We start from the raw sequence: 24,444 nt of genomic DNA, 5'->3' as shown, positions 1-24,444 counted from the left end.
GCGTCACGTAGCACCCTCAAAAACACAGCGGGCGTGACTCTCGTCACGCCCGCTCGCACTGGCGCACCGCCGATCGAACCAATCAGTGCACCGCGCTCACGTCGAGCGGCGCACCGGTCTTCGCCTTGATTTCGTCGACCGACACACCCGGCGCCAGCTCAACGAGCTTCAACCCCTTGTCGGTCACGTCGATCACGCCGAGATCGGTAATGATCCGATCGACGACGCCGACACCGGTCAGCGGCAGCGTGCATGCTTCGAGGATCTTGTGCTGATCGCCCTTCGCGACATGCTCCATCAGCACGATGACGCGCTTCACGCCCGCCACCAGATCCATCGCGCCGCCCATGCCCTTGATCATCTTGCCCGGGATCATCCAGTTCGCGAGATCGCCCGTCTTGCTGATCTGCATCGCGCCGAGGATCGCGAGATTGATGTGGCCGCCGCGAATCATCGCGAACGAATCCGCCGACGAGAAGATCGACGAACCCGGCAGCGTCGTCACCGTCTGCTTGCCGGCGTTGATCATATCCGCATCGACTTCGTCTTCCGTCGGAAACGGCCCGATGCCAAGCAATCCGTTTTCCGATTGCAGCCACACTTCGATGCCCGACGGCACATGGTTCGCGACCAGCGTCGGCAAGCCGATGCCGAGGTTCACGTAGAAGCCGTCCTGCAGTTCCTTCGCCGCGCGTGCGGCCATTTCGTCACGATTCCAGGCCATGATCACGCTCCTTTCGCGCGGGTCACACGTTGTTCGATACGCTTTTCCGGATGCGCATTGAGCACGAGCCGCTGCACGAAAATGCCCGGCGTATGGATCGCGTCCGGATCGAGCTGGCCGACTTCGACGATTTCTTCGACTTCCGCCACCGTGATGCGACCCGCCATCGCGCACATTGGATTGAAGTTGCGCGCGGTGCGGCGATAGATCAGGTTGCCCGACTTGTCCGCCTTCCACGCCTTCACGAGCCCGACGTCAGCCGTGAGCGAATGCTCGAGCACGTAGTGGTTTTCGCCGAACTGGCGCGTTTCCTTGCCGTCCGCGATGACGGTGCCGAACCCGGTGTTCGTGAAGAACGCCGGAATGCCCGCACCGCCCGCGCGCAGCTTCTCGGCGAGCGTGCCTTGCGGCGTGAATTCCAGTTCGAGTTCGCCGGCCAGAAACTGGCGCTCGAACTCCTTGTTCTCACCGACGTACGACGAGACCATTTTCTTGATCTGGCGCGTTTCGAGCAGCAGGCCGAGACCGAAGCCGTCGACACCGGCGTTGTTGCTGATGCACGTGATGCCCTTCACGCCCGAGTCGCGCAGCGCGGCGATCAGTGCTTCAGGAATGCCGCATAGGCCGAAACCGCCGACGGCAAACGTCTGCCCGTCCTTGACGATGTCCTTGAGCGCTTCGGCCGCGCTCGGATAGACCTTGTTCATCAATATGTCCCTTCCTTGAATGGAAACCCAGAATCGACCCGATGCTTTTTCTTCCACGCGCAACGAATGCGATCCAATCGACGCGCAACGGGCAATGCCCGCACCGTCATTCTAGTCACTGGCAGCAAGCGCAGTACAAACTGCTCGGACATCCGCGACCAGCCGAAGCTGAAGTGTCGTCCTGACAAGCGGATAACAACGCGCATAACGAAGAACCGGGTAACCGCCCGCCTGCTGCCGCGACTTACGTTTTGATGGGCAAAGGGTACGACGCCCGCCCATTACGGCACAATACGCAAAAATACATAAGTATTCGTACCGCATTCATGCCCGCCCTGGACTACCAAACCGCCTTCCATCTCGCGCCGATCGGCCTTGTGCTTTCGCGCGCGCGCGTGATCGAAGACTGCAACGACGCGCTCGCATCGATCTTCGGCTGCACACGCGAGGCGCTGCTTGGCCAGTCGTTTCAGGTGCTGTATCCGTCGGCCGACGAGTTCGAGCGGATCGGTGCGCGCATTCCGCCGATCATGACCGCGCAGGGCAGCTACGCGGACGACCGCATCATGAAGCGCGCGAACGGCGAGCTGTTCTGGTGCCACGTAACCGGCCGCTCGCTCGAGCGCACCGATCCGCACGCGGCAGGCGTCTGGACTTTCGAGGATCTGAGCGCGACGCGACGCGTCGCGATCGAATTGACGCCGCGCGAGCGGGAGATCGCCGCGCAGCTCGTGACCGGCAAGACCAGCAAGCAGATCGGCCGGATACTCGACATCAGCTCACGCACGGTCGACGTGTACCGCGCGCGGCTGATGCGCAAATACGATACATGCAACGCGACTGAGCTATTACAGCGGCTGTTGGGACATTGACCCAGCGCATCGGGCCAGGACACCGACTCACGACAACGAAGCCCAACCGTGACGACGAACTTGTCCTCTTACGCAGCCGCTTGCGCAAGCGGTGCATTCTCGATCACCGCGCGCAGACTGTCGGGCATCGGCACCGACTTGCCCGCCTTGTAGTCGACCCACACGCAGCGCGCATTGCCGCGCGCATAGACCGTATGCGGATCGTCGGCGCGCATCAGGATGAAGCCCGTATCGAAGCTGCTGCGGCCCGGCGTGCCGACCGACATTTTGCCGATCACATCACCCGGGTATTGCAGCTGTTTCAGGAATTCCATCGACGCATTGACGATCACCGGCCCCTCGCCATCAGGCCTCAGTTGCAACAGACCGGCATGCTCGAACCAGCTGATCCGCACCTGCTCCATGTAGCGAAAGTAAACGGTGTTGTTCACATGGCCGAATGCGTCCATGTCGCCCCAACGGATCGGCAGCGACATTTCGAATACTGCGTGGTAATCGTTCATCAGACTCTTCCAGGGTAAAGCGGACGCGGCCGCGGTCATTCCATGATCACGGCCACGCCAGGCGCGCGGCGGCGCCGAAACGAAATGCCTTACGACAGGCCGAACCCGTCGTCGGCGGCGATGATCGAGCCGTTGATGAATTGAGACTCGTCGGCGGCGAGCAGCAGCAACAGGCCGTCGAGGTCGTCGGGCTTGCCGACGCGGTGGCGCGGCAGCATCGAGACCAGTTTCTGGCCCTGTTCAGTCGACCAGTGATGGTGGTTCATCTCGGTTTCGATGTAGCCTGGGCAGATCGCGTTCACATTGATGCCATGCCGGCCCCACTCCTGCGCCATCGCCTTCGTCATATGAACGACCGCCGCCTTGCTCATCGCGTACAGACCGATTTGCGGCAGCACCCGCAGCCCGGCCATCGACGCGATATTGATGATCCGGTACGGCGGCTTGCCGCCGCTGCCCGCGCCGCGCATGATCATGCGCTTCGCGACTTCCTGCGCGACGAAAAACGCGCCGCGCGTGTTCGTATCGAACACGTACTCGAAGTCGGCGGGCGTCACTTCCGCCAGCCGCTGCGTGGTCGACACGCCGGAGTTGTTGACCAGAATGTCGATCGTGCCGGCCTCGGTTTCCGCATGCGCGACCGCGGCCTTGATGCTTTGATAGTCGGTGACGTCGAGCGACACGACGTGCGCCGCCCCGCCCGAGGCTTCGATTTCCGCGCGCAGCTCCTTCAGGCGCTCGATGCGGCGGCTTGCCAGCACGACCTTCGCGCCAGCCTGCGACAACACTTGTGCGAACCGCTTGCCAAGCCCAGTGGACGCGCCGGTAATCAGCGCGACCTTGCCTTCCAGATTGATCGAACGGCCCATCGTGGTTTTCCTTGTTTCGTTGGAGCGGCCCGGGCGCCGCGGCGGCGCACACTAGCGCGTGAGCAGCGCGAACCACGCGTCTGCCCGTCGCGTGGCATGTCGGCATACACTGTCGAGCCGAGGCCGAATAATAGTACGATCGTCCTAATGACGTTGCATCCGGTTGCAGCGCCGGGACCGTTCGCCCACAATACGATCCCGAAAAGAGCATTCTAACGGCAAGAGGAGTTTCAATGACCCCCGCAAGTCTCATCGAGCAGTATGGCCCGCGCGAGTCGATGGAATACGACGTCGTGATCGTCGGCGGCGGGCCAGCCGGGCTTGCCGCGGCCATCCGGCTCAAGCAGCTCGCGCAGGAAAAGGGTGCCGAACTGGGCGTCTGCGTGCTCGAAAAGGGATCGGAGATCGGGGCTCATATCCTGTCGGGTGCGGTCATGGATCCGCGCGCGCTCAACGAACTGATGCCGGACTGGAAGGAAAAAGGCGCGCCGCTTACCGTGGAGGTGAGCGAAGACCGGTTCCTGTTCCTGACCGAAACGGGCGCGACCACGGTGCCTAACTGGGCGCTGCCCGATAACTTCAAGAATCATGGCAATTATGTGATCAGCCTCGCGAACGTCACGCGCTGGCTTGGGCAACAGGCCGAAGCGCTCGGCGTCGAAATCTTTCCGGGCTTCCCGGCCGCCGACGTGCTATACGGCGACGACGGCTCGGTCAAGGGCGTCGTGACCGGCAATCTGGGCGTCGGCAAGGATGGTCAGCCGACCGAAAATTTCCAACTCGGCATGGAGTTGCACGCAAAATACACGCTCTTTTGCGAAGGCGCGCGCGGGCACCTCGGCCGGCAGTTGCAAGACCAGTTCAAGCTGCGCGACGGCGCCGACCCGCAGGTGTACGGAATCGGCATCAAGGAACTGTGGGAGATCGACCCGGCGAAGCACAAGCCCGGCCTCGTGATCCACACCGCCGGCTGGCCGCTCGACTCGCAGACCTACGGCGGCTCGTTCCTCTATCACATCGACCATAACCAGGTGATGGTGGGTTTTGTCGTTGGGCTAGGCTATACGAATCCGTATCTGTCGCCGTTCGAGGAGTTCCAGCGCTATAAGACGCATCCGTCGATCCGCGCGTTTCTCGACGGCGGCAGGCGCGTATCGTACGGCGCGCGCGCGATCACCGCGGGCGGGCTGCTGTCGCTGCCGAAGCTCGTATTTCCGGGCGGTGCGCTGGTCGGTGACGACGCGGGCTTTCTGAACGCGTCGCGTATCAAGGGTAGCCACGCGGCGATCAAGTCCGGCATGCTTGCCGCGCAGGCCGCGTTCGACGCACTGCAAGCGGGTCGTCAGGGTGACGAACTGACCGCGTATCCGGACGCGTTCAAGCAATCGTGGTTGCATGGCGAACTGCACCGTGCGCGCAATTTCAAGCAGTGGATGAGCAAAGGTCTTTATCTCGGCACGCTGATGGTCGGGATCGAGCAGAAGGTGTTCGGCGGCAATGTGCCGTGGACGCTGCATCATCAGCATTGGGACCACGAGATGCTGAAGCCCGCCGCCGAATGCAAGCCGATCCCCTACCCGAAGCCGGACGGCAAGCTGACCTTCGACCGGCTGTCGTCGGTGTTCATCTCGAACACGAATCACGAGGAAAACCAGCCTGCGCACCTGACGCTGAAAGACCCGTCGGTGCCGGTCAATATCAACTTCAGGACCTATGCGGGACCGGAGAGCCGCTATTGCCCCGCCGCGGTCTATGAGTTCGTCAAAGGCGACGACGGCAACGAGCATCTCGTGATCAACGCGCAGAACTGCGTGCACTGCAAGACCTGCGACATCAAGGACCCGACGCAGAATATCGTGTGGGTCACGCCTGAAGGCGGCGGCGGGCCGAATTATCCGAATATGTGATGCCGTGCACGCCTGCGACGTGCAAGCATGCATTGCATGCGCCACTGGAGATGAAAGCGCCGCTTGAAGCGGCGCTTTCTGTTGGCGGCACGTCACCGTGCGAGGGGTTGCGTTAATCCCCGCGCGTAGCGGCCAGCGTTTCGATTCTCGCTCTTACCTGCCCGATCACCGGCGCCCACGCGCCGACCGTAGGCTGCCGGTATAGCTCGATCGAGCCATACCACGGCGTGCTTTGCGTTTCACTGCCCCAGAACCACGCGGACACGCGATCGATCATCAGACAGGTCGGAACGCCGAGGGCGCCGGCCAGATGCGCAGGACCACTGTCGATCGTCACGACAAGGTCGAGGTTCATCAGCAACGCGGCGACATCGTCGAAGCCGGCCGTGAAGTGCCCGGTCGGGTCGACGATGTTCATGCCGTGCGCGCGCCATTGCTCAACCGTCACCGCACGCCTTGGCGACAGCGCAAACCATGTGACGCCGCCGACCTCGAGCAGCGGCCCGAGTTGCTCGATGGGCACGGAACGGCGCACATCGCGGATATGCGCGGGATTACCGTTCCAGACAAGCCCGACGCGGCATTGACCGTTGGTTGCCGCCGCAACGACATACTGGCGCCACGCATCGATGCGCACCGGGTCTGCGCTCAGATACGGTTGCGCCCATCCGGCCGCATCGTGTATGCCGAGATGCAGCGGCAGGCTCATCAGTCCGCAGTGGAAGTCGGGATGCGTGTCGAGGCGGGTTTCCAGCGCAACATCGGCGGGAAGCATGCGCTCGAACAACGCGCGCAGCGGCCCTTCATGGCCGAAAATCACGCGACCGCCCTGTTCGCGCGCGCGTTGCGCGACATGCGGCAGGAAGCGCACCGCCCACAGGCAGTCGCCATGGCCCTGCTCGCCGTACACGACGAGCGTCTTGCCCGCGAGCGACTCGCCGCGCCAATGCGGGCTGATTGCCGCGAGCGCCTGTTGCGCGTTGTCGATGCCGTCGTCGAACGTCAAACGCGCTTCGTAATGCGGCCATCCTTGCGCGAAGCGGCCCGCGCGGATCTCGAGCTCCGCCAGATCGAATAGCGCATGCGGGCTCTGCGGCGACAGTTCGAGCACGCGGCGCAATAGCGCTTCAGCCTCCGCAAAGCGTGCCTGCTCCTTGATGCACAACGCAAGCTTGTGCAGCACCACCGGATTGTTCGGCGCGACGCGCGCGGCTTCGAGCAGCAAGCGCTCGGACTCGATGAAATCGTCGCGTTGCTGAGCCGCGGCCGCGCGCCAGACGAGCGCGTTCGCATCGGCGGGATCGCGCGCGAGCAGCAAGGCCGTCGCCGATTCGACGAGCGACCAGTCGCGCACGATAAACGCGGTCTGCGCAATCGTCGGCAATAGCGCAGGGTCGCTCGATGCGTCGAGTCGCCACGCGCGCACCAGCGCGTTCAGCGCGTCACACAAGCGCTGTGTGTCGCGCCCGGCTTGCGCGAGTAGCGCGTTGCCGTACGCGAGCCAGTCGGCAGCCACCGCGGTCGGCGCCTCTACGCGCGCACGGAGTTGCGCCAATGGGGCGGCGCTGGAAGGTGTGGAGTCTGTCATTCGTGTGCTCCACGTACGGAAAATCGGTGTGGGGTCGCGCGTCGGTCCGACGGCCAGCCGATCCGGCAGACCGTCGACCGCGCGTCGTTAGCGCACGGTTATGGCGCGCTCGCCGCGATCTTTGGCGTCGCGACGACCACATCGCCGCATTGCGCGCGATGCCGCAATGCGTGATCGATCAGCACCAGCGCGAGCATCGCCTCGGCGATCGGCGTAGCGCGAATGCCGACGCACGGGTCGTGCCGCCCGAACGTTTCGACGATGGCCGGCTGCCCGGCCTTGTCGATCGAACGGCGCGGCGTACGGATGCTCGACGTGGGTTTGATCGCGAGCGATACGGTGACGTCCTGGCCGGTCGAAATGCCGCCGAGCACGCCGCCCGCATGGTTGCCGACGAAGCCTTCGGGTGTCAGTTCGTCGCCATGCACCGAGCCGCGTTGCGCGACGCTGGCGAAGCCCGCGCCGATCTCGACGCCCTTTACCGCGTTGATGCCCATCATCGCGTGCGCGATGTCGGCGTCGAGCCGGTCGAACAGCGGTTCGCCGAGCCCGACCGGCACGCCGGACGCGACCACGTTGATACGCGCGCCGATCGAATCGCCGTCCTTGCGCAGCGCATCCATATACGCTTCGAGCTGCGGCACGATGTCCGCATTCGGCGCGAAGAACGGGTTCTCGCGCACCTGCGCCCAGTCGACGAACGGCACGTCGATCTCGCCGAGCGCGGCCATATAACCGCGAATCTCGGTGCCCAGCTGCTCGCGCAGCCATTTCTTCGCGACCGCGCCAGCGGCGACGGTCGGCGCGGTCAGGCGCGCCGACGAGCGCCCGCCGCCGCGATAGTCGCGAATGCCGTACTTTTGCCAGTACGTGTAATCGGCGTGGCCGGGGCGGAACGTGTCGGCGATGTTGCCGTAGTCCTTGCTGCGCTGGTCGGTATTGCGAATCAGCAGCGCGATCGGCGCGCCGGTGGTGCACCCTTCGAATACGCCCGACAGAATCTCGACCTTGTCTTCTTCCTGGCGTTGCGTGACATGACGCGACGTACCCGGCTTGCGGCGATCGAGTTCGAACTGGATATCGGCTTCCACGAGCGCCATGCCGGGTGGGCAGCCGTCAATCACACAACCGATCGCGGGACCGTGCGATTCGCCGAAAGTCGTGACGGTGAAAAGCGTACCGAGGGTGTTGCCGGACATGAGCGTCGTCCAAAGTAAAGCCGGAAACCGTCATTATGCCAGCCCCGGAACGCGCAAACCGCTGGCAGTGGGCGGCAACCTTCACTCGCGTGCCGGTCTGGTTGCTCCGTTCGCTGGTTTGCTTGCCGGTTTTGCCCGCTTTACCGCCTGTTCGCGTCACTACTTTCGCGCGCCACGCAACTCGGTGACGATCTGCTGCAAGCCCTCCAGCGTCACCTGCGCTGGGTCGAGCGGTTCGCCGACCGCCAGCGTGAGCCGGCTCATCACGCCCTTGTGCACCGGCCGCGGCCAATGCGCGCCATCGTCGCGTGAAAACACGCTGCCCCACAGCCCGCACAGCGCCATCGGCACGACAGGCGCCTGCGCGCGGCGCAAGATCTCGGTGACGCCATGGCGGAATGGATTGATGTCGCCGGTTCGGGTCAGCTTGCCCTCGGGAAAGATACAAACCAGTTCCCCGTTGGCGAGCGCCTGTGCGCAGGCGTCGTACGCGCGCCCGAGCAGCGCGGCATCCTCATGGGCGTGCGCGATCGGAATCGCCTTCGCGTCGCGAAACAGCCAGCCGACGATCGGTGTGCGAAAAATCCGATGATCCATCACAAAGCGGATCGGCCGCGGACTCTCGGCCATGATCACGATCGCGTCGACATAGCTCACGTGATTGCAGACCAGCACCGCCGCGCCCGCCTCGGGAATACGCTCGGCGTGCACGAGGCGAATCCGGTAGAACGTGTGCACGAGCAGCCACGCGATAAAGCGCAGCAGAAACTCCGGCACCAGCGAGTAGATATAGATCGCTACAACCACATTCAGCAGCGCCGTCACCAGAAAAAGGCCCGGGATACCTACACCCGCTGACGTCAACGCGACCGCCATCAGCGCCGATACGATCATGAACAGCGAGTTCAGGATATTGTTCGCCGCGATGATGCGCGCGCGATGGCTCGGCACGCTGCGCGACTGAATCAGCGCGTAGAGCGGCACGCTGTAAAAGCCGCCGAACATCGCCAGCAGAAACAGATCGGCCAGCACACGCCAGTGCGCCGGCACCGCGACAAACTCGGCGACCGACAGCAGATGCGGCGCACTCGGCAGCGCATGGCTCGCGAAGAACAGGTCAATCGCGAACACGCTGATGCCGATCGAACCGAGCGGGACGAGGCCGACCTCGATACGGCGCTTCGAGAGCCGCTCGCACATCAGCGAACCGATGCCGATCCCGATCGAGAACGTCGCGAGCAACACGGTCACGACATCCGGGTTCGCGGAAAGCACCTCCTTCGCGAAACGGAAAAACGACGACAGAAAGGTCGCGCCGACAAACCATAGCCACGAAATGCCGAGCAGGCTCAGAAACACGGTCCGTTGCTCGCGCGCGAGCTTCAGATTGCGCCAGGTCTCGCTGACCGGGTTCCAGTTGATCTGCAGGCAGGGCTGCGCGGGCCTCGACGCGGGCACGAACCCCGACACCACACGCCCGATCACCGCAATCGCGATACAGCCGCCCGCGAGAATGGCCTCACCGTGCGACGCAAGGCCCGCAGCCGCACCGCCGACGATCGTGCCGAGCAGAATCGCGACAAACGTGCCCATCTCGACGAGCCCGTTGCCGCCGACCAGCTCCTGCTTTTCCAGATGCTGCGGCAGATACGCGTATTTGACCGGGCCGAATAACGTCGAATGCACCCCCATCATGAACGTGCACAGGTACAGCAGCGGCGCGCTGTGCAGCCAGAAGCCCGCGCCGCCGACCACCATCACGCCGATCTCGAAGGTCTTGACGAAGCGTGTCAGCATCGCCTTGTCGTACTTGTCCGCGATCTGGCCGGAGGTGGCCGAAAACAGCACGAACGGCAGGATGAAGATGGCGGAGATCAGAAACGCGGCCGTCTCCGCGTTCACGCCGGAAAAACGCGCGGCCTGATAGGTGACAAGCGACGTGAAACCGATCTTGAACACGTTGTCATTCATCGCGCCCAGAAACTGTGTCCAGAAAAACGGCGCGAAACGCCGCTCGCGCAGCAGGCGGAACTGCGATCCATGCGCGTCATCAGCGCGGGCGGCACGGCGGGCGGCGGGTAGCGGTCGGTCGCTCATCGGGTGGGCGGGGCGGGTCAGGCCGAAAGGCACAATGTAAGGTAGACGATGGTCCGTCGGGCGGCCAACTGGCCGCGCGAGCGGACACAAAAAAGCGCACGCTTGCGCGCGCGCTCCAATGCATCGTCAGCGATCCGGTATCGACAACAGCGCGGCGACATCGGGATAACCCGTACCGTACACCAAACGGGTGACGCGGTAACGTGAAGTCTGCTCGCCCGTCGGGTGGCCGGTGTGCTCCGCGGCGGGAGCGGGGGCGCGTTCACCCGGTGTGTGCGCCGGATAGCGTGGCCCTTTTCGTCGCCCTTTTCGTCGCCGTTACCGCGGTCGGTCCTGAATGGACCCGTGACAGAACCCCTTACTGTGCCTGTTCCCGCTCTTCCGGCCAGTCGCGAATGTAGGCCTTCAGCATCCGGTTCTCGAAGCCCTGCTCTTCGACCACCGCCTTCGCGACGTCATAGAACGAAATCACGCCCATCAGCGCGCGGCTGTCCATGACCGGCAGGTAACGCACGTGATGCTCGAGCATCATGCGGCGCACTTCGTTGACGTCCGTTTCCGGCGTGCAGGTTACCGGATGGTCGTCCATGATCTTGCGGATCGTCGTGGTGCCGACACTGCCGCCGTTGCGGGACAACGTGAGGATGATTTCCCGGAAGGTCAGCATGCCGACCAGGTCGCCGTACTCCATCACGACGAGCGAGCCGATATCGTGTTCGGCCATCGCATTGACTGCGTCATTGAGCGGAGTGTCGGGGGTTACCGTGAATAGGGTATTCCCTTTGACTTTGAGGATATCGCTGACTCGCATGATTCGTCTCCTGATGAAGCGCGGAAAGGCTTGAATGGCATTATTTTTGATGCTAGCGGAAAGGCCCCTAAAAGGAAAGCAGCGGGGCAAGCGGCCAGGAGGTGCGCGCGGAGCGGCCGCGCGCCAGCGGCTGCGTGCTGTCCGACGCGGCCACACGGATGATACGATGGCCGCACCGTCACCTTCGCGCGGCTTCACGGCCAGCCGATCCGATGCCAGCCAACCGCTTCGACACGCTCGCGCTGCATGCCGGCGCGGCCCCCGACCCTGCCACCGGCGCGCGCGCGACGCCGATCTACCAGACCACCTCCTTCTCGTTTCATGATACCGATCATGCGGCCGCGCTCTTCAACATGGAGCGCGCGGGGCACGTGTACTCGCGGATCTCGAACCCGACCGTGGCCGTATTCGAGGAGCGCGTGGCCGCGCTCGAGAACGGCGCGGGCGCGCTGGGCACCGCAAGCGGCCAGGCGGCGCTGCACCTCGCGATCGCCACGCTGATGGGCGCGGGTTCGCATATCGTCGCGGTCCAGCGCGCTGTATGGCGGATCGCACAATCTGCTCAGCTACACGCTGCCGCGCTTCGGGATCGACACCACCTTCGTCAGGCCCGGCGATCTCGATGGCTGGCGCGCCGCACTGCGGCCGAATACGCGGCTGCTGTTCGGCGAAACGCTCGGCAACCCGGGCCTCGACGTGCTCGATATCGCGACGGTCGCGCACATCGCGCATGAGCACCGCGTGCCGCTACTGGTCGACTCGACGTTTACGACGCCGTATCTGCTCAAGCCGTTCGAGCACGGCGCGGACTTCGTCTATCACTCGGCGACCAAGTTTCTCGGCGGCCACGGCACGACGATCGGCGGCGTGCTGGTGGACGGCGGCACCTTCAACTTCACCGCGTCGGGCCGTTTTCCGGAGTTCACCGAGCCGTATCCGGGCTTTCACGGGATGGTGTTCGCCGAAGAAAGCACGGTCGCGCCATTCCTGCTGCGCGCGCGCCGCGAAGGGCTGCGCGACTTCGGCGCGTGCCTGCATCCGCAGGCTGCATGGCAACTGCTACAGGGCATTGAAACGTTGCCGCTGCGTATGGAGCGCCATGTTGCGAACACACGTAAGGTGGTGGATTTTCTCGCCGCGCACCCGGCGGTCGAATCGGTCGCTTACCCGGAACTGCCAACGCATCCGGACCATGCGCTCGCCACGCGTCTGCTGCCGCGCGGCGCGGGCGCCGTGTTCAGCTTCGACCTGCGCGGCGACCGCGCGGCCGGCCGCCGCTTCATCGAAGCGCTCGCCCTGTTTTCGCATCTCGCGAACGTTGGCGATGCGCGCTCGCTCGTGATTCACCCCGCGTCGACCACGCACTTCCGGATGGACCGCGCGGCGCTCGCGGCCGCCGGCATCGCGGAAGGCACGGTGCGGCTGTCCATCGGCCTCGAAGACCCGGATGACCTGATCGACGATCTCAAGCGCGCACTGAAGGCGGCGCAGCCGGCCGCCGGCGGCCGGCAAGACCATCAGACGTCCGCGGCGGCGAAGCCTCAGGCCGACGCAACCGCCAGCCTCGCGCGCAAGGAGCCCGAATGATCGTCGATGTCCATGGCAAAGCCGCTTACGCGTACACCGGCGGCAAGCCTTTCGACCCTGCGCTGCCCGTCGCCGTCTTTATTCACGGCGCACAGCACGACCACAGCGTTTGGGCGCTGCAAACCCGCTACTTCGCGCATCACGGCTTCAGCGTGCTGGCGCCCGATCTTCCCGGACACTGCCGCAGCGCAGGCCCGGCGCTGCCCCGTATCGGCGCGCTGGCGGACTGGCTCGCGGCACTGCTGGACGCGACCGGCACCGCGCGCGCATGGGTCGCCGGACATAGCATGGGGTCGCTTGTCGCGCTCGATTTCACCGCGCGCTACCCCGCGCGGGCGACACACCTTGCGCTCCTCGCGACCGCCGTGCCGATGACCGTTTCGGACGCACTGCTCGAAGCCGCGCGCGAGCGCGAAACCGAAGCGATCGCGATGGTCAACCAGTGGTCGCATTCGACGATCGCCGCGAAACCGTCGTCCCCCGCGCCCGGCTTCTGGCTGCACGGGATGAACCAGCGCCTGATGGAACGCGTCGCGGCGACCGGCGAGCCGCGTCTCTTTCACACCGACTTCAGCGCATGCAACGACTATGCGGACGGCCTCGAGCGCGCCGCGCAGGTGCGCTGCCCGGTGCGTGTGATGGTCGGCAGGCGCGATGGGATGACGCCGCCGCGCGCCACCCGCGCGCTCGCCGAGGCATTCCGGCAAGCGAACGTGAAGTTCGACGTCGTCACGCTCGACGCTGGCCACGCGCTGATGGCCGAGCAGCCGGACGCCACGCTCGACGCGCTTTATACGTTCGCCGCACTGATGCCGGCGCCGGCGCCCACACAGTCCTAGCCGACCGCTCAAGCATCACGCATGCGGCGCGCGGAACTCGTGCACGCCGCGCCGTCGCGACTCCACCGCCGACACCTTACCCGCGTGAGCGACGGCGCACCATCGGCCGAACGGCCAGGTTGCGCCCCTGCGTGGAACGACGCACAATGAATTGAACCTGCAGGCGCCAACGCTCGGGAGCTGAAGATGGACCCGCACTCCACGCACGAAGAACCGCAATTCGCGAACTTTGCGGAGTTCTATCCGTACTATCTGGAAGAGCATCGCAATCTGACTTCGCGACGGCTGCACTTCCTCGGTTCGCTTGGCGTGATCGGTTGCGTCGCGATGGCGCTCGCGTCGTCCGACTGGTTGTGGCTGCCGGTCGCGGTCATTTGCGGATACGGCTTCGCATGGGTCGGGCATTTCTTCTTTGAAAAGAATCATCCCGCCACGTTCCGCCACCCGATCTACAGCCTGATGGGCGACTGGGTGATGTTCAAGGACATCTGCACGGGAAAGATCTCGCTCTAGCCGATGCGGCGTTGCCGACCGTACCCGCGACCATCGGGTAATCGGTCTGGTCATCCGCCTCGGGTGTGCCTCGGGTGTGCGACCCGATACGCGGCCCCTGTGTGCAGCAGCCGGGCGACCCAGTGCGCGGCACCGACGCGCGCTCAGACAAGCGGCGGCTACGCAACCCGATGCGGTATGGTCGATGGGCTGCGCGCGCCGTCATCGGACCGCTGCACGGTCCGCTCACTCGCGCGCGCCGCGATCAACGCGGCCAGCGTGACATCGAGCTTGTCGTTTTCGAGCGCGGCAAGCAGCGTCGCACCATGGACGTGCGTCGAATCGAGATTGGCCTGATACGCGAGCTCGTTGCGATCGATCACGAGCAGATCGTATAACTGCCGCACGGTAATCTGATTCGGGTTGGCCAGCAAGACGTGGTGCGGCTGCAAACCGTTGTCATCAATCGGCACGATCCAGCCGATCGCCTCCAGTTGCTGCAGCAGGCGCACGGTCGTGTCCATATCGCGGCGAAGCATCCGCGCGAGCGCCGGCACCGTGTAGCCACGCGAGCCGATGTCGCGCGCTTCGCTGAGCATCGCGAGCAGTTCAAGCGCATACAACAGATCGCCGCCGGGAAAGTAAGGCCGGTGAAACTGCCCGATACGGATGGCCGGCAGCGCCGACGCGATCATCGCACCGGCCAGTGTGATGAACCAGCTCAGGTACATCCATATCAGGAACAGCGGCACGACCGCGAACGCGCCGTACACCGCCGTATAGCTCGGTATGCGGCGAATGTAGAAGCCGAAGCCGCGCTTCGCGAATTCGAACGCCACCGCCGCGCACAGCCCGCCCACCGCCGCGTCGCGCCATGCGACCCGGCAATTCGGCACGAACACGTACATCAGCGTGAACGCGAGTATCGTCAGCGGCAGCGCGGCCCCGGTCAACGCCCATTCGATCATCGACGGAATGTGCTGCGTCGCCGTGTACGCCATCGATCGCGTAAAGAGATACGACGAAATTGACAGACTCACGCCGATCAGCAGCGGCCCGAGGGTCAGAATCGCCCAGTAGACCAGCACCCGCTGCGCCAGCGGCCGTGCCTTGCGCACGCGCCAGATCACGTTGAACGCGGACTCGACGGTCATCATCGTCATCACGGACGTGAGGAACAGAAAGATCAGCCCGAGCGTCGTCAGCCCCTTGGCCTTCGACGCGAACTGGTTCAGGTATTTGAAGATCTGGTTGTTGAACTGCTCCGGCATCAGATGATCGGCGAGAAAACCCTGCAGCGATGTCTGAAATGAAGCAAATATCGGAAACGCCGTAAAGAGAGCGAACGCGACCGTTGCGAGCGGCACGAGCGAGAGCATCGTCGTGAAGGTGAGACTGCCCGCTACTTGTGGAATACGGTCTTCGCTACTGCGCTGCGCGGCGAAATGCGCGAGGCGTTTGATTGTGTCGAAATCGACCCGCAAGCGGGACAACAGCGATAACACGCACGAGCGCAAGCCGGGCACCTTCCACTTCATCAATCTCTCCGTGATGCTGCCGGGTGTGAACGGCGGCCTGAGCGCGGGAACGAGCCCCTATAATACCCGTTCACTAAAATGAGCCCATGAAAGACATCCTCGTGCTTTACTACAGCCGGCATGGCGCGACGCGCGAACTCGCGCTCGCGATCGCGCAAGGCGTCGACAGCGTCCCGGGCATGCAGGCACGCGTGCGTACCGTACCGCCGGTTTCGACGGTGTGCGAGGCCACCGCGCCGGATATCCCGTCCGCAGGACCGCCCTATGCGGAATTGCGCGACCTCGAAGAATGCGCCGGCCTCGCGCTCGGCTCGCCGACCCGCTTCGGCAATATGGCCGCGCCGCTCAAATACTTTCTCGACGGCACCACGCCGCAATGGTTGTCGGGTGCGCTCGCCGGCAAACCCGCATGCGTGTTCACGTCGACCGGCAGCCTGCACGGCGGCCAGGAGACCACGCTGCTGTCGATGATGCTGCCGCTTCTGCACCACGGCATGCTGATCGTCGGCATCCCGTACACCGAAAGCCTGCTGAACATGACACAAACGGGCGGCACGCCGTACGGCGCGTCGCACCACGCGCGTGCGGATTCCGCCGCGCACGGCATCTCCGCCGACGAGAAGGCACTTGCCATCGCACTCGGCACACGCATCGCACGCACCGCGGCGTCGCTGACCGAACGTCCGTAGGCAAACAATGCGCAAGCACCCCGTATCACGATGAACACGCCATTGCACTCCCCCAACCCGGCGGCTGCCGTGACCGTTTCCGCGTCCATCCCGCGCGCGCGGGCATGGGCCGCGTACGGCGCAGCCGCTGCACTCATCCTGCTGATCGCGCTGTGCATCGCGTGGGAATGGCGCATCGCACCGCTGCGGGCGGGCGGTTCGGCACTCGTGCTGAAGGCCGTACCGCTCGTGCTGGCACTGCGCGGCGTGTGGCGCCGCCGTCTGTACACGCTGCAGTGGGCGTCGATGCTGGTATTGCTATATCTGATGGAAGGCATCGTGCGCGGCATGAGCGACCGCGGTCCGAGCGCATTGCTCGCGTGGCTCGAAGCGCTGCTCGCGTTGCTGTTTTTCGTATGCGCACTCGCTTATGTCGCGCCATTCAAACGCGCCGCGCGACGCGCGAAAAAGGCAGCCTGACGACACGATCCCGTTGCGGAAAGTATCAAGGTGCTACGCTAGACGCATCATCCGCGCCGCCGTGGCGCGGGCATTAACAGAATTCGCGCCGCCTGCGCGGCAACGCAACGGAGCCGTATCGATGAGGATTCGCGTGCTGTCCGATCTGCATCTCGAATGCGACGAGCCCGACGTGATTCCGCACGCCGACGCCGACCTCGTCGTGCTGGCGGGCGACATCCACAATCACGCGCAAGGTTTGCGCTGGGCCGCGCAAACCTTCGACGGCGCGGTGCCGGTCGTCTACGTACCGGGCAATCACGAGTACTACGACGGCGAATTCGGCGCGCTCGAAGCGGCGATGCAGGATGCCGCGCGCTCCGTTGACAACGTGCACTTTCTGAACAACGCGGCGCTGGTCGATCCGCAAGGCCGCTGGCGCGTGCTCGGCACGACGCTGTGGACCGATTTCGAGTTGTACGGTGCACAACCGGAAGAGCGGGCTGCCTCCATGGCGGCCACGCAGCGCGCGATGCTCGACTATCGCGGACTGATCCAGGTCACGTGGGGCGACCCGGCAAAGGAGCGGGCGAGCACGCCACGCGCAGCCACGCCGCTCGAACGCGGCACCCCTCGCGATTTCACGCCGGCCGATTCACTCGCGCTGCATACACGCTCACTCGCGTGGCTGACACGCGAACTCGCGCAGCCGTTCACAGGCAAAACGATCGTCGTGACGCATCATGCGCCGCATCGTCGCAGCCTTGCGGAGCGTTATACAGATGACCGGGTATCGGCGGGCTTCGTCAGCGACCTGCCCGCATTGGTCCGCGCACCCGTTGCGCTATGGATTCACGGCCACACCCATACCGGCTTCGATTACGTCGAGAACGGCACGCGTGTAGTGTGCAATCCGCGCGGCTACTTCGACTGGCGCGCGCGCAAGCTCGAAAACGAGCAGTTCAGCTGGAACAAGGTCGTCGAGATCTGAACGCAACGGCAACGGCGCTCAGCCGACGCGCGCCTGCCTCGCTCGAATCGGGACCCGAGAGCCGGACTCAGGTCGGACTCAAACCGGACTCAGAGGCTGCTCGCGTCATCCTTGCGCGCGGGCTTGAGCGCCGTCGTCGATTTGACCGGCACGAGCCGCGGCTGCGGCCGCAAGCGACGTAGCAGATCGCGCGACGCGGCAACCGCGATCAGCCCGAAAATAACGGCGACACCGATCATCAGATGCGTATCCATGTTTTCCCTCTTCGTAGATCGTCGTAGCGGATTGCAACGTGCGCCGCCGCGTTCGAGCGACGGCACGGACTCCACGTTAGCAAAACCGGTCTGCGGGGGAAGTAAGGAAGTGTTGCGATGCAACGGCCATTTGTAACGTCGTACCTGAACCGCCAGCGTCGGAGCGTTCGGCCGATATTCGCTCAGGTATTCCCTCAGACATTCGCGCAGGCCTTCGCTCAGGTGCGCGCGAACTTACGCAGTTCCGCCTGATCGTTTGCAAGCGTCGCGGGCAACCCGTCGCGCAGATACTCGACCCACGTCCGAATCTTCGCGTCGAGATACTGGCGCGACGCATAGATCGCGTACAGATTCATATCCTGCGCGGTGTACTCGGGCAACACCCACACGAGTTCGCCGCTACGCAGCCCCGCGATTGCCGAGTAGATCGGCAGCAGGCCGATCCCCATCCCTTCGCGCACCGCCACCGCCTTCGCCTCCGCGACGTTCACCTGGAACGTCGCCGGGCCGAGCACAACGGTTTCCTGCCCGTTTGGACCGTTGAACATCCATTCGTCGGTCGGGAACATCGGCGTCAGCATGCGCAGGCAGTCGTGGTCGCGCAAATCCGTGGGTGTCTGCGGCACGCCCTTGCGTTCCAGATACGCGGGCGATGCACAGGTGATGCTAAACACGCTGCCCAGACGCTGCGACACCAGCCCCGAATCGGGCAGACTCTGCGCAAGCGCGAGCGCAACGTCGTAGCCTTCATCAAGCAGATCGGGCATGCGCTGCGCAAGCGTCAACTCCACCTGCACATCAGGATAAAGTTGCTGATATCCACCAACCGCCGGTACGACGTAGTGCTGGCCGAAACTGGTCATCGCGTGTACTTTCAGCCTGCCTGACGGACGTGCATGCGCATCGCTTGCTTCCGCTTCGGCCTGGTCCACATACGCGAGAATCTGCTCGCAGCGCTGCAAATAGCGCTCGCCTGCTTCGGTAAGCGCGATGCGGCGCGTGGTCCGATTCAGCAGACGCGTGCGCAAATGTGCTTCGAGGTCCGAAACGGCGCGCGACGCATAGGCTGTGGTGGTATTGAGATGTTGCGCGGCGGCGGTGAAACTGCCCGCCTCGACGACGCGCGAAAAGACGCGCATGTTCTGGAGCGTATCCATGTCGACCCTTGACTACATTTACAAAAGATTGTTGCACAAACCGCAAGGAAGATTATCTCAATCTGCGTAACGATCCGTTACACCTTTGCCAGTTATTCATTAATCTGCTGAAAAATATAATGTCGGACCACGTTTCATAGTCAATTAGGGAGGAAATCGTGCAGCATCCGGTGAGTTATCGGATCACCGCGCTCGCGGTTCTTGCGATCCCGCTAATAATTGCCGGCTGCGCAAGTCCCGGAAACGTCGCCCCGCAGGCGCACGGCACGGACCCGATGTCGCTCGATGCGGGCGCCGCGATTCGCGCGGCGGATATCGACGCGAAATGGCCTGACGTCGACTGGTGGCGCGCCTATAAAGATCCCCAACTGAACAGTTGGGTGGAAGCCGCGCTCGCGGGCAACCCGACGCTTGCCATTGCGCAGGCGCGCGTGCGCAATGCCCAGGCGCTCGCCGCAGTCAACGCGGCCGCGCTTGCGCCGCAAGTCAACGGCAATCTGTCCATTCAGGGCGAACACTGGCCGGACAACGTCTACTACGGTCCCGGCCCGCTCGCCGACCAGACCACCTGGAACAACACCGCGGCGCTTAGCCTGTCGTATCACCTCGACTTCTGGGGCCGCGACCGCAACGCGACGGAAGCTGCGCTCGATCTCGCCCATGCGCGCGCGGCGGATGCACGCGCGGCGCAACTCGAAATCGAAGCGAACGTCGTGCGCACGTACATCGATCTGTCGATGAACTATGCGTTGCTCGACATCCAGAAAAGCACGCTCGCGCAACAGCAGCAGGTCGCGACACTCGCGCACCGGCGACTGCAAGGCGGTCTCGGTACTCAGCTCGAAGTCGCGCAAGCCGAAACGCCGCTGCCCGCGTCCGAACAGCGCATCGACGCGCTCGAAGAGGAAATCGCTCTCGCGCGCAACCAGCTTGCCTCGCTCGCCGGTAAAGGCCCGGGCGCGGGCGACACGATCACGCGGCCGCAACTCGCGCTGTCAGGCCCCGCCGGCCTGCCGTCGGCGTTGCCCGCCGAGCTGATCGGCCATCGGCCCGATATCGTCGCGGCGCGCTGGACGGTCGCGGCACAAGCGCGCGGCATCGACGTCGCGCACGCGGACTTCTATCCGAATATCGATCTGCTCGCGTCGATCGGCGGGTTTGCGGCAATGGGACCGTTCTTCCAGTTTCTGCATGCGCAGAACGGGTCGTGGACGGTCGGACCGGCGGCCTCGCTGCCGATTCTCGATGGCGGGCGCCTGCGCGCGCAGCTCGGCGCCGCGTCGGCGGGATATGACGAAGCCGCCGGGCAATACAACCAGGCGATCGTCAACGCGTTGAAGCAGATCTCCGACCAGGTCGTGCGGATTCGCTCGCTCGAAACGCAGGCGAACGAAGCGCAGCGCGCGGTCGATATCGCGACGAAAAACTATCAGCTGGCACGCGTAGGCTACCAGCGCGGCCTGACCGACTATGTGAACGTGCTGATCGCGCAGACCCAGCAGCTGCGCGCACAGGAAGGCGTCGCGCGGGTGCAGGCCGATCGGCTGAGCGCGCGCGCAACACTGGTCGTGGTGCTCGGCGGCGGTCTGTCGGACCCTGCCGATGGTCCTGCGGAAGCCGACACCTGGCCCGCGAGCGAACGCCGCAAAGCGGCGCCACGCGGCGGCGCCCATGCCGCGGCCGCGGCGGGCGCCGCGCCAGCGGCCGCACGACCGGCCGCACAGCGGGGCGCACAGCCGGTGGCGCAACCAGTGGCACAACCGGCGGCACAACCGCCCGCAAAAGCCGCCGCACAACGCGCCGTGCCGCTCGACGCGGCCGACGCAAACGCGCGCTGAGCGCGGAGCCATCCGTCATGACCACTCCGTCCCCCGCTCAACCTACAGCATGGTCGCTGCCGTCGCTCCATGCGGCATTCGTCGACTGGGCGCACACCGACGGCCACACCTTGTTGTATATCTTCAAGGCGCTCGCCGCGGCGTTCCTCGCGATCGGCATCGCGATGAAGCTGGAGATGCCGCAGCCGCGCACCGCGATGACCACCGTATTTATCGTGATGCAGCCGCAAAGCGGTGCGGTGTTCGCGAAGAGCTTCTACCGGATCTGCGGCACGCTCGTCGGCCTTGTCGTGATGCTCGCGTTGCTCGGCCTCTTTCCGCAGCAGCCTGAGCTATTCATCCTGTCGACCGCGCTGTGGGTCGGCATCTGCACCGCCGGCGCCGCGCGCAACCGCAACTTCCGTTCATACGGCTTCGTGCTGGCCGGCTACACCGCCGCGCTGATCGGCATTCCCGCGTCACAGCATCCGGACGGTGCATTCCTGTCCGCGATGACGCGTGTATCGGAAGTGCTGCTCGGCATCGTCTGCGCAGGCACGGTCAGCGCACTGGTGTTTCCCGAACATACCGGCGAGCTGCTGCGCACGACGGTGCGCGGACGCTTCAGTTCGTTCGTCGACTATGTCGGCAACGTGCTCGAGGGCCGCATTGAGCGCGCGCAGATCGAAGAAACCAACGCGCGCTTTATTGCCGATATCGTCGGCCTCGAAGCGATGCGCAGCATGGCGGTGTTCGAGAGCCCCGACTCGCGGATGCGTAGCGGCCGGCTGTCGCGGTTAAACAGCGAATTCATGACCGCATCGACACGCTTTCATGCGCTGCATCAGTTGATGAACCGTCTGCATATGGCGAGCGCGTGGGCGACGATCGACGCGCTCGAACCGTACTTCCGCGAAATCGCACCGCTGTTGCGGCACAAATCCGGCGAGCCGGTGCGCACCGCCGCTGACGCGAAGTCCGCGGCGGAACAGCTCGAAGCGTACAAGACGGAATTGCCGAAGCGCCTCCGCGCGACGCGCGCCGAACTCGCCGTGCATCCGGACGAGCCGATGCTCGACTTCGATACCGCGTCCGAGCTCCTGTATCGCTTTGTCGAAGACCTGTACGCGTACACGGCGACCTACGCGTCGCTGGCGGTGCCGATCCATGCGCGCGAGCGCTGGATCGAGCACTACGAACCGAAGACGAATCTGCTCACGGCCGGTATCTCCGGTCTGCGCGCGGCGATCGTGATGTGCGTGCTCGGCGCGTTCTGGATCGCGACCGCGTGGCCGAGCGGCACGACGCTCACGCTGAACGCGGCCGCGACCTGCGCGCTCGCGTCGTCGTCGCCGAATCCGCCGCGCATGGCGTGGCAGATGGCACTCGGCACCACGCTGGCGTCGTTCATGGCGATGATCATCACGTTCGGCATCTATCCGCATATCGACGGCTTTGTGATGTTGTGCGCCGCGCTCACGCCGTTTCTCGCGTTGGGCGTATTCATGACGACGCGTCCGAAACTGGCCGGCTACGGGGTGGGCTATTGCATCTTCTTCTGCTTTCTCGCGGGCCCGGACAACCTCCAGGCGTACGAGCCGATCACGTTCATGAACGACGCGCTCGCGCTCGTGCTGTCAATCCTGGTCACTGCGGTCGCGTTCGCGGTTCTGTTGCCGCCGTCGACGCCGTGGCTGCGCAACCGGCTGCTGGTGGATTTGCGCCGTCAGGTGGTGGCCGGCTGCCGCGGGCGTGTCGCCGGTCTGCGCTCGCGCTTCGAAAGCGGTGCGCGTGACCTGATGTTCCAGATCAATGCGCTCGCGGCCAACGAGCCCGAATTGAAGCGCGAAACGCTGCGCTGGCTGTTCGCGGTGCTCGAAGTGGGCAATGCGATCACCGACCTGCGCCGCGAGATCGACGAACTGCCGCCTGACCCGCGCTATGCGCGCTCGATGCCGTGGCGTGTCAAGCTGCGCGCGATGCGTGACGACATTGGCCGGCTGTTCGACACACCGACCGCGAAGCGGCTCGACATCGCGCTCGCCTCGACCAACGACGCGATCGCCGCCGTCCAGCAGGTGCTCGCGGCCTTTGAGCCGGCACACGACGAGCGCCAACGGCTGCAACGTATCCTGAGCCACGCGCACTTCGTGCGCAGCGCGCTGCTCGATCCTCAATCGCCGCTCGCGACGCTCGCCGGCAACGGCAACGGCGCGGGCAGCCCGCCACCTGGAGCGCGCCATGCCTCGTGAGATCGCCATCCTCGACGCCTATATGCCGGGTGTACTCGTGCTGTTTTTCGTCGGCGCGGTGCTGACCTGGGCGCTCGACCGGATACTCGCGTACATCGGGCTGTATAGCGTGGTCTGGCACCCTTCCCTGTTTCGTGCGAGCCTGCTCATTTGTATATGCGGCGTGCTCGGACTGGCCGTTTATCGTTGATCAATTCGAATCATGACCATCCGTAACATTCTGGGCTTCATCGCAACTCTGGCGATTTTCGTCGTCGCGGTGCTGATCGGCCGTGCGCTATGGGTCCACTACATGTACGAACCGTGGACCCGCGACGGACGCGTACGCGCCGAAGTCATCAATATCGCGCCGGATGTGTCGGGCGCCGTCGTCCAGTTGCCGGTGCATGACAACCAGATGGTGAAGAAGGGCGACCTGCTGATGCAGATCGACCCGTCGCACTATCAGATCGCGGTCGAACAGGCACAGGCGGCGGTCGGCGCGCGCAAGGCCGAATTGCAGATGCGCATTGACGACGCGAAGCGCCGCGCGGACATGGACAGCCTCGTCGTGTCGAAGGAGTCGCGCGAAAACGCCGCGCACACCGCCAATTCGGCGCAGGCGCAGTATCAGCAGGCAATCGCGGCGCTCGATGCGGCCAAGCTCAATCTCGAGCGCACACGGGTCGTCTCGCCGGTCGATGGTTATGTGACGAATCTGAACGTGTTTCGCGGGGATTACGCGATTGCCGGCTCGCCGCGGCTCGCGATCGTCGACAGCCATTCGTTCTGGGTGGATGGCTACTTCGAGGAAACCAAGCTGCCGCGCGTGCGTATCGGCGACGAAGCCGACATGCGCCTGATGAGCGGCGGCGTCATGCGCGGGCACGTCGAAAGCATCGCGCGCGGCATCTACGATCGCGACAACCCGCAAGGCAGCAACATGCTCGCCGACGTGAATCCGACCTTCAACTGGGTGCGCCTCGCGCAGCGCGTGCCGGTGCGCATCAAGATCGATTCGGTGCCCGACGGCATGCTGCTGTCGGCCGGCACGACCTGTACGGTTGTGTTAAAGCCGTCGCGGCGATAAGCGTGCGCAACGCACGCACGTGCGGATGCAACGCGACGGAAGCG

22 protein-coding genes and 1 pseudogene are annotated in these 24,444 nt (G+C 64.5%); 12 read left to right on the top strand and 11 right to left on the bottom strand.

Features of this window, described 5'->3' with window-relative positions:
* Positions 1-82 precede the first annotated feature (82 nt).
* Together HV796_RS23325 and HV796_RS23320 are read right to left on the bottom strand one after the other, a co-directional pair.
* Positions 83-724, bottom strand: a complete 642-nt coding sequence (locus HV796_RS23325) for a CoA transferase subunit B (RefSeq protein ID WP_175228879.1) — start codon at positions 722-724, stop codon at positions 83-85.
* Positions 725-726: 2 nt separating this feature from the next.
* On the bottom strand, positions 727-1,431 hold the full coding sequence (locus HV796_RS23320) for a CoA transferase subunit A (RefSeq protein ID WP_175228878.1): 705 nt from the start codon (positions 1,429-1,431) through the stop codon (positions 727-729).
* A gap of 326 nt (positions 1,432-1,757) precedes the next feature.
* On the opposite strand from HV796_RS23320, the gene HV796_RS23315 reads away from it, so the two are divergent.
* On the top strand, positions 1,758-2,303 hold the full coding sequence (locus HV796_RS23315; RefSeq protein WP_175228877.1) for a LuxR C-terminal-related transcriptional regulator: 546 nt from the start codon (positions 1,758-1,760) through the stop codon (positions 2,301-2,303).
* Between the two features lie 68 nt (positions 2,304-2,371).
* Here HV796_RS23315 and HV796_RS23310 read toward each other — a convergent pair whose 3' ends face one another.
* Complete coding sequence (locus tag HV796_RS23310) at positions 2,372-2,806, bottom strand: acyl-CoA thioesterase (protein ID WP_246355996.1); 435 nt, start codon at positions 2,804-2,806, stop codon at positions 2,372-2,374.
* 89 nt (positions 2,807-2,895) lie between these two features.
* Positions 2,896-3,675, bottom strand: a complete 780-nt coding sequence (locus HV796_RS23305; RefSeq protein ID WP_175228875.1) for an SDR family oxidoreductase — start codon at positions 3,673-3,675, stop codon at positions 2,896-2,898.
* A gap of 233 nt (positions 3,676-3,908) precedes the next feature.
* Here HV796_RS23305 and HV796_RS23300 point away from each other — a divergent pair, with 233 nt between their 5' ends.
* Positions 3,909-5,582: an electron transfer flavoprotein-ubiquinone oxidoreductase gene (locus HV796_RS23300; protein WP_175228874.1), complete on the top strand. Its 1,674-nt coding sequence runs from the start codon at positions 3,909-3,911 to the stop codon at positions 5,580-5,582.
* A gap of 112 nt (positions 5,583-5,694) precedes the next feature.
* Here the strand turns inward: HV796_RS23300 and HV796_RS23295 are convergent, their stop codons facing one another.
* The 4 genes from HV796_RS23295 to HV796_RS23280 all read right to left on the bottom strand — a co-directional run bounded on the left by HV796_RS23295 (position 5,695) and on the right by HV796_RS23280 (position 11,277).
* Positions 5,695-7,170 carry a tetratricopeptide repeat protein gene (locus HV796_RS23295; protein ID WP_175228873.1) on the bottom strand — a complete coding sequence of 492 codons (1,476 nt, stop codon included), beginning with the start codon at positions 7,168-7,170 and terminating at the stop codon, positions 5,695-5,697.
* A 98-nt stretch (positions 7,171-7,268) separates the two neighbouring features.
* Positions 7,269-8,369, bottom strand: a complete 1,101-nt coding sequence (gene aroC / locus HV796_RS23290; protein ID WP_175228872.1) for a chorismate synthase — start codon at positions 8,367-8,369, stop codon at positions 7,269-7,271.
* A 159-nt stretch (positions 8,370-8,528) separates the two neighbouring features.
* Positions 8,529-10,466 (bottom strand): MFS transporter, encoded by a 1,938-nt coding sequence (locus tag HV796_RS23285; RefSeq protein ID WP_175228871.1) that lies wholly within the window; start codon positions 10,464-10,466, stop codon positions 8,529-8,531.
* 358 nt (positions 10,467-10,824) lie between these two features.
* Positions 10,825-11,277, bottom strand: a complete 453-nt coding sequence (locus HV796_RS23280) for a CBS domain-containing protein (protein WP_175228870.1) — start codon at positions 11,275-11,277, stop codon at positions 10,825-10,827.
* Between the two features lie 212 nt (positions 11,278-11,489).
* Between HV796_RS23280 and HV796_RS23275 the strand changes: the two are divergent.
* The 3 genes and pseudogenes from HV796_RS23275 (at position 11,490) to HV796_RS23265 (ending at position 14,216) form a co-directional block, all read left to right on the top strand.
* Positions 11,490-12,864: pseudogene (locus HV796_RS23275) on the top strand (O-acetylhomoserine aminocarboxypropyltransferase).
* Entirely contained in the window at positions 12,861-13,703 is an 843-nt protein-coding gene (locus HV796_RS23270) for an alpha/beta fold hydrolase (RefSeq protein WP_175228869.1), read from the top strand. The pseudogene HV796_RS23275 and the gene HV796_RS23270 overlap by 4 nt, the downstream one beginning before the upstream one ends.
* Before the next feature lie 186 nt (positions 13,704-13,889).
* Positions 13,890-14,216, top strand: coding sequence for an Mpo1-like protein (locus HV796_RS23265; RefSeq protein ID WP_175228868.1), 327 nt, complete (start codon positions 13,890-13,892; stop codon positions 14,214-14,216).
* Between the two features lie 158 nt (positions 14,217-14,374).
* On the opposite strand, the gene HV796_RS23260 is transcribed toward HV796_RS23265, so the two are convergent.
* A complete protein-coding gene (locus tag HV796_RS23260) occupies positions 14,375-15,733 on the bottom strand; it encodes a YihY family inner membrane protein (RefSeq protein ID WP_175228867.1) in 1,359 nt (452 codons plus the stop codon).
* Between the two features lie 86 nt (positions 15,734-15,819).
* Between HV796_RS23260 and wrbA the strand changes: the two genes are divergently transcribed.
* From wrbA to HV796_RS23245, 3 genes are all read left to right on the top strand, one after another.
* Entirely contained in the window at positions 15,820-16,422 is a 603-nt protein-coding gene (gene wrbA, locus HV796_RS23255; protein WP_175228866.1) for an NAD(P)H:quinone oxidoreductase, read from the top strand.
* 30 nt (positions 16,423-16,452) lie between these two features.
* Positions 16,453-16,881, top strand: a complete 429-nt coding sequence (locus HV796_RS23250) for a DUF2069 domain-containing protein (protein WP_175228865.1) — start codon at positions 16,453-16,455, stop codon at positions 16,879-16,881.
* A 121-nt stretch (positions 16,882-17,002) separates the two neighbouring features.
* Positions 17,003-17,851 carry a metallophosphoesterase gene (locus HV796_RS23245; protein WP_175228864.1) on the top strand — a complete coding sequence of 283 codons (849 nt, stop codon included), beginning with the start codon at positions 17,003-17,005 and terminating at the stop codon, positions 17,849-17,851.
* An 89-nt stretch (positions 17,852-17,940) separates the two neighbouring features.
* On the opposite strand, the gene HV796_RS23240 is transcribed toward HV796_RS23245, so the two are convergent.
* Both HV796_RS23240 and HV796_RS23235 read right to left on the bottom strand, forming a co-directional pair.
* Positions 17,941-18,105 (bottom strand): hypothetical protein, encoded by a 165-nt coding sequence (locus HV796_RS23240; protein ID WP_175228863.1) that lies wholly within the window; start codon positions 18,103-18,105, stop codon positions 17,941-17,943.
* Between the two features lie 218 nt (positions 18,106-18,323).
* Positions 18,324-19,262, bottom strand: a complete 939-nt coding sequence (locus HV796_RS23235; RefSeq protein ID WP_175228862.1) for a LysR family transcriptional regulator — start codon at positions 19,260-19,262, stop codon at positions 18,324-18,326.
* A gap of 158 nt (positions 19,263-19,420) precedes the next feature.
* On the opposite strand from HV796_RS23235, the gene HV796_RS23230 reads away from it, so the two are divergent.
* The 4 genes from HV796_RS23230 to HV796_RS23215 are packed head-to-tail and all read left to right on the top strand — an operon-like array spanning position 19,421 to position 24,400.
* Positions 19,421-21,100, top strand: a complete 1,680-nt coding sequence (locus HV796_RS23230; RefSeq protein ID WP_175228861.1) for an efflux transporter outer membrane subunit — start codon at positions 19,421-19,423, stop codon at positions 21,098-21,100.
* Between the two features lie 17 nt (positions 21,101-21,117).
* A complete protein-coding gene (locus tag HV796_RS23225) occupies positions 21,118-23,331 on the top strand; it encodes an FUSC family protein (protein WP_175228860.1) in 2,214 nt (737 codons plus the stop codon).
* Positions 23,321-23,521 (top strand): DUF1656 domain-containing protein, encoded by a 201-nt coding sequence (locus tag HV796_RS23220; protein WP_175228859.1) that lies wholly within the window; start codon positions 23,321-23,323, stop codon positions 23,519-23,521. The genes HV796_RS23225 and HV796_RS23220 overlap by 11 nt, the downstream gene beginning before the upstream one ends.
* Positions 23,522-23,533: 12 nt before the next feature.
* Positions 23,534-24,400, top strand: coding sequence for an efflux RND transporter periplasmic adaptor subunit (locus HV796_RS23215; protein WP_175228858.1), 867 nt, complete (start codon positions 23,534-23,536; stop codon positions 24,398-24,400).
* The last annotated feature ends 44 nt before the right edge of the window (positions 24,401-24,444 follow it).

It is taken from the genome of Paraburkholderia humisilvae (assembly GCF_902859855.1).
In the GTDB taxonomy this organism is placed as follows: Bacteria; Pseudomonadota; Gammaproteobacteria; order Burkholderiales; family Burkholderiaceae; genus Paraburkholderia; species Paraburkholderia humisilvae.
This window is presented reverse-complemented; position numbering and strand designations above follow the sequence as displayed.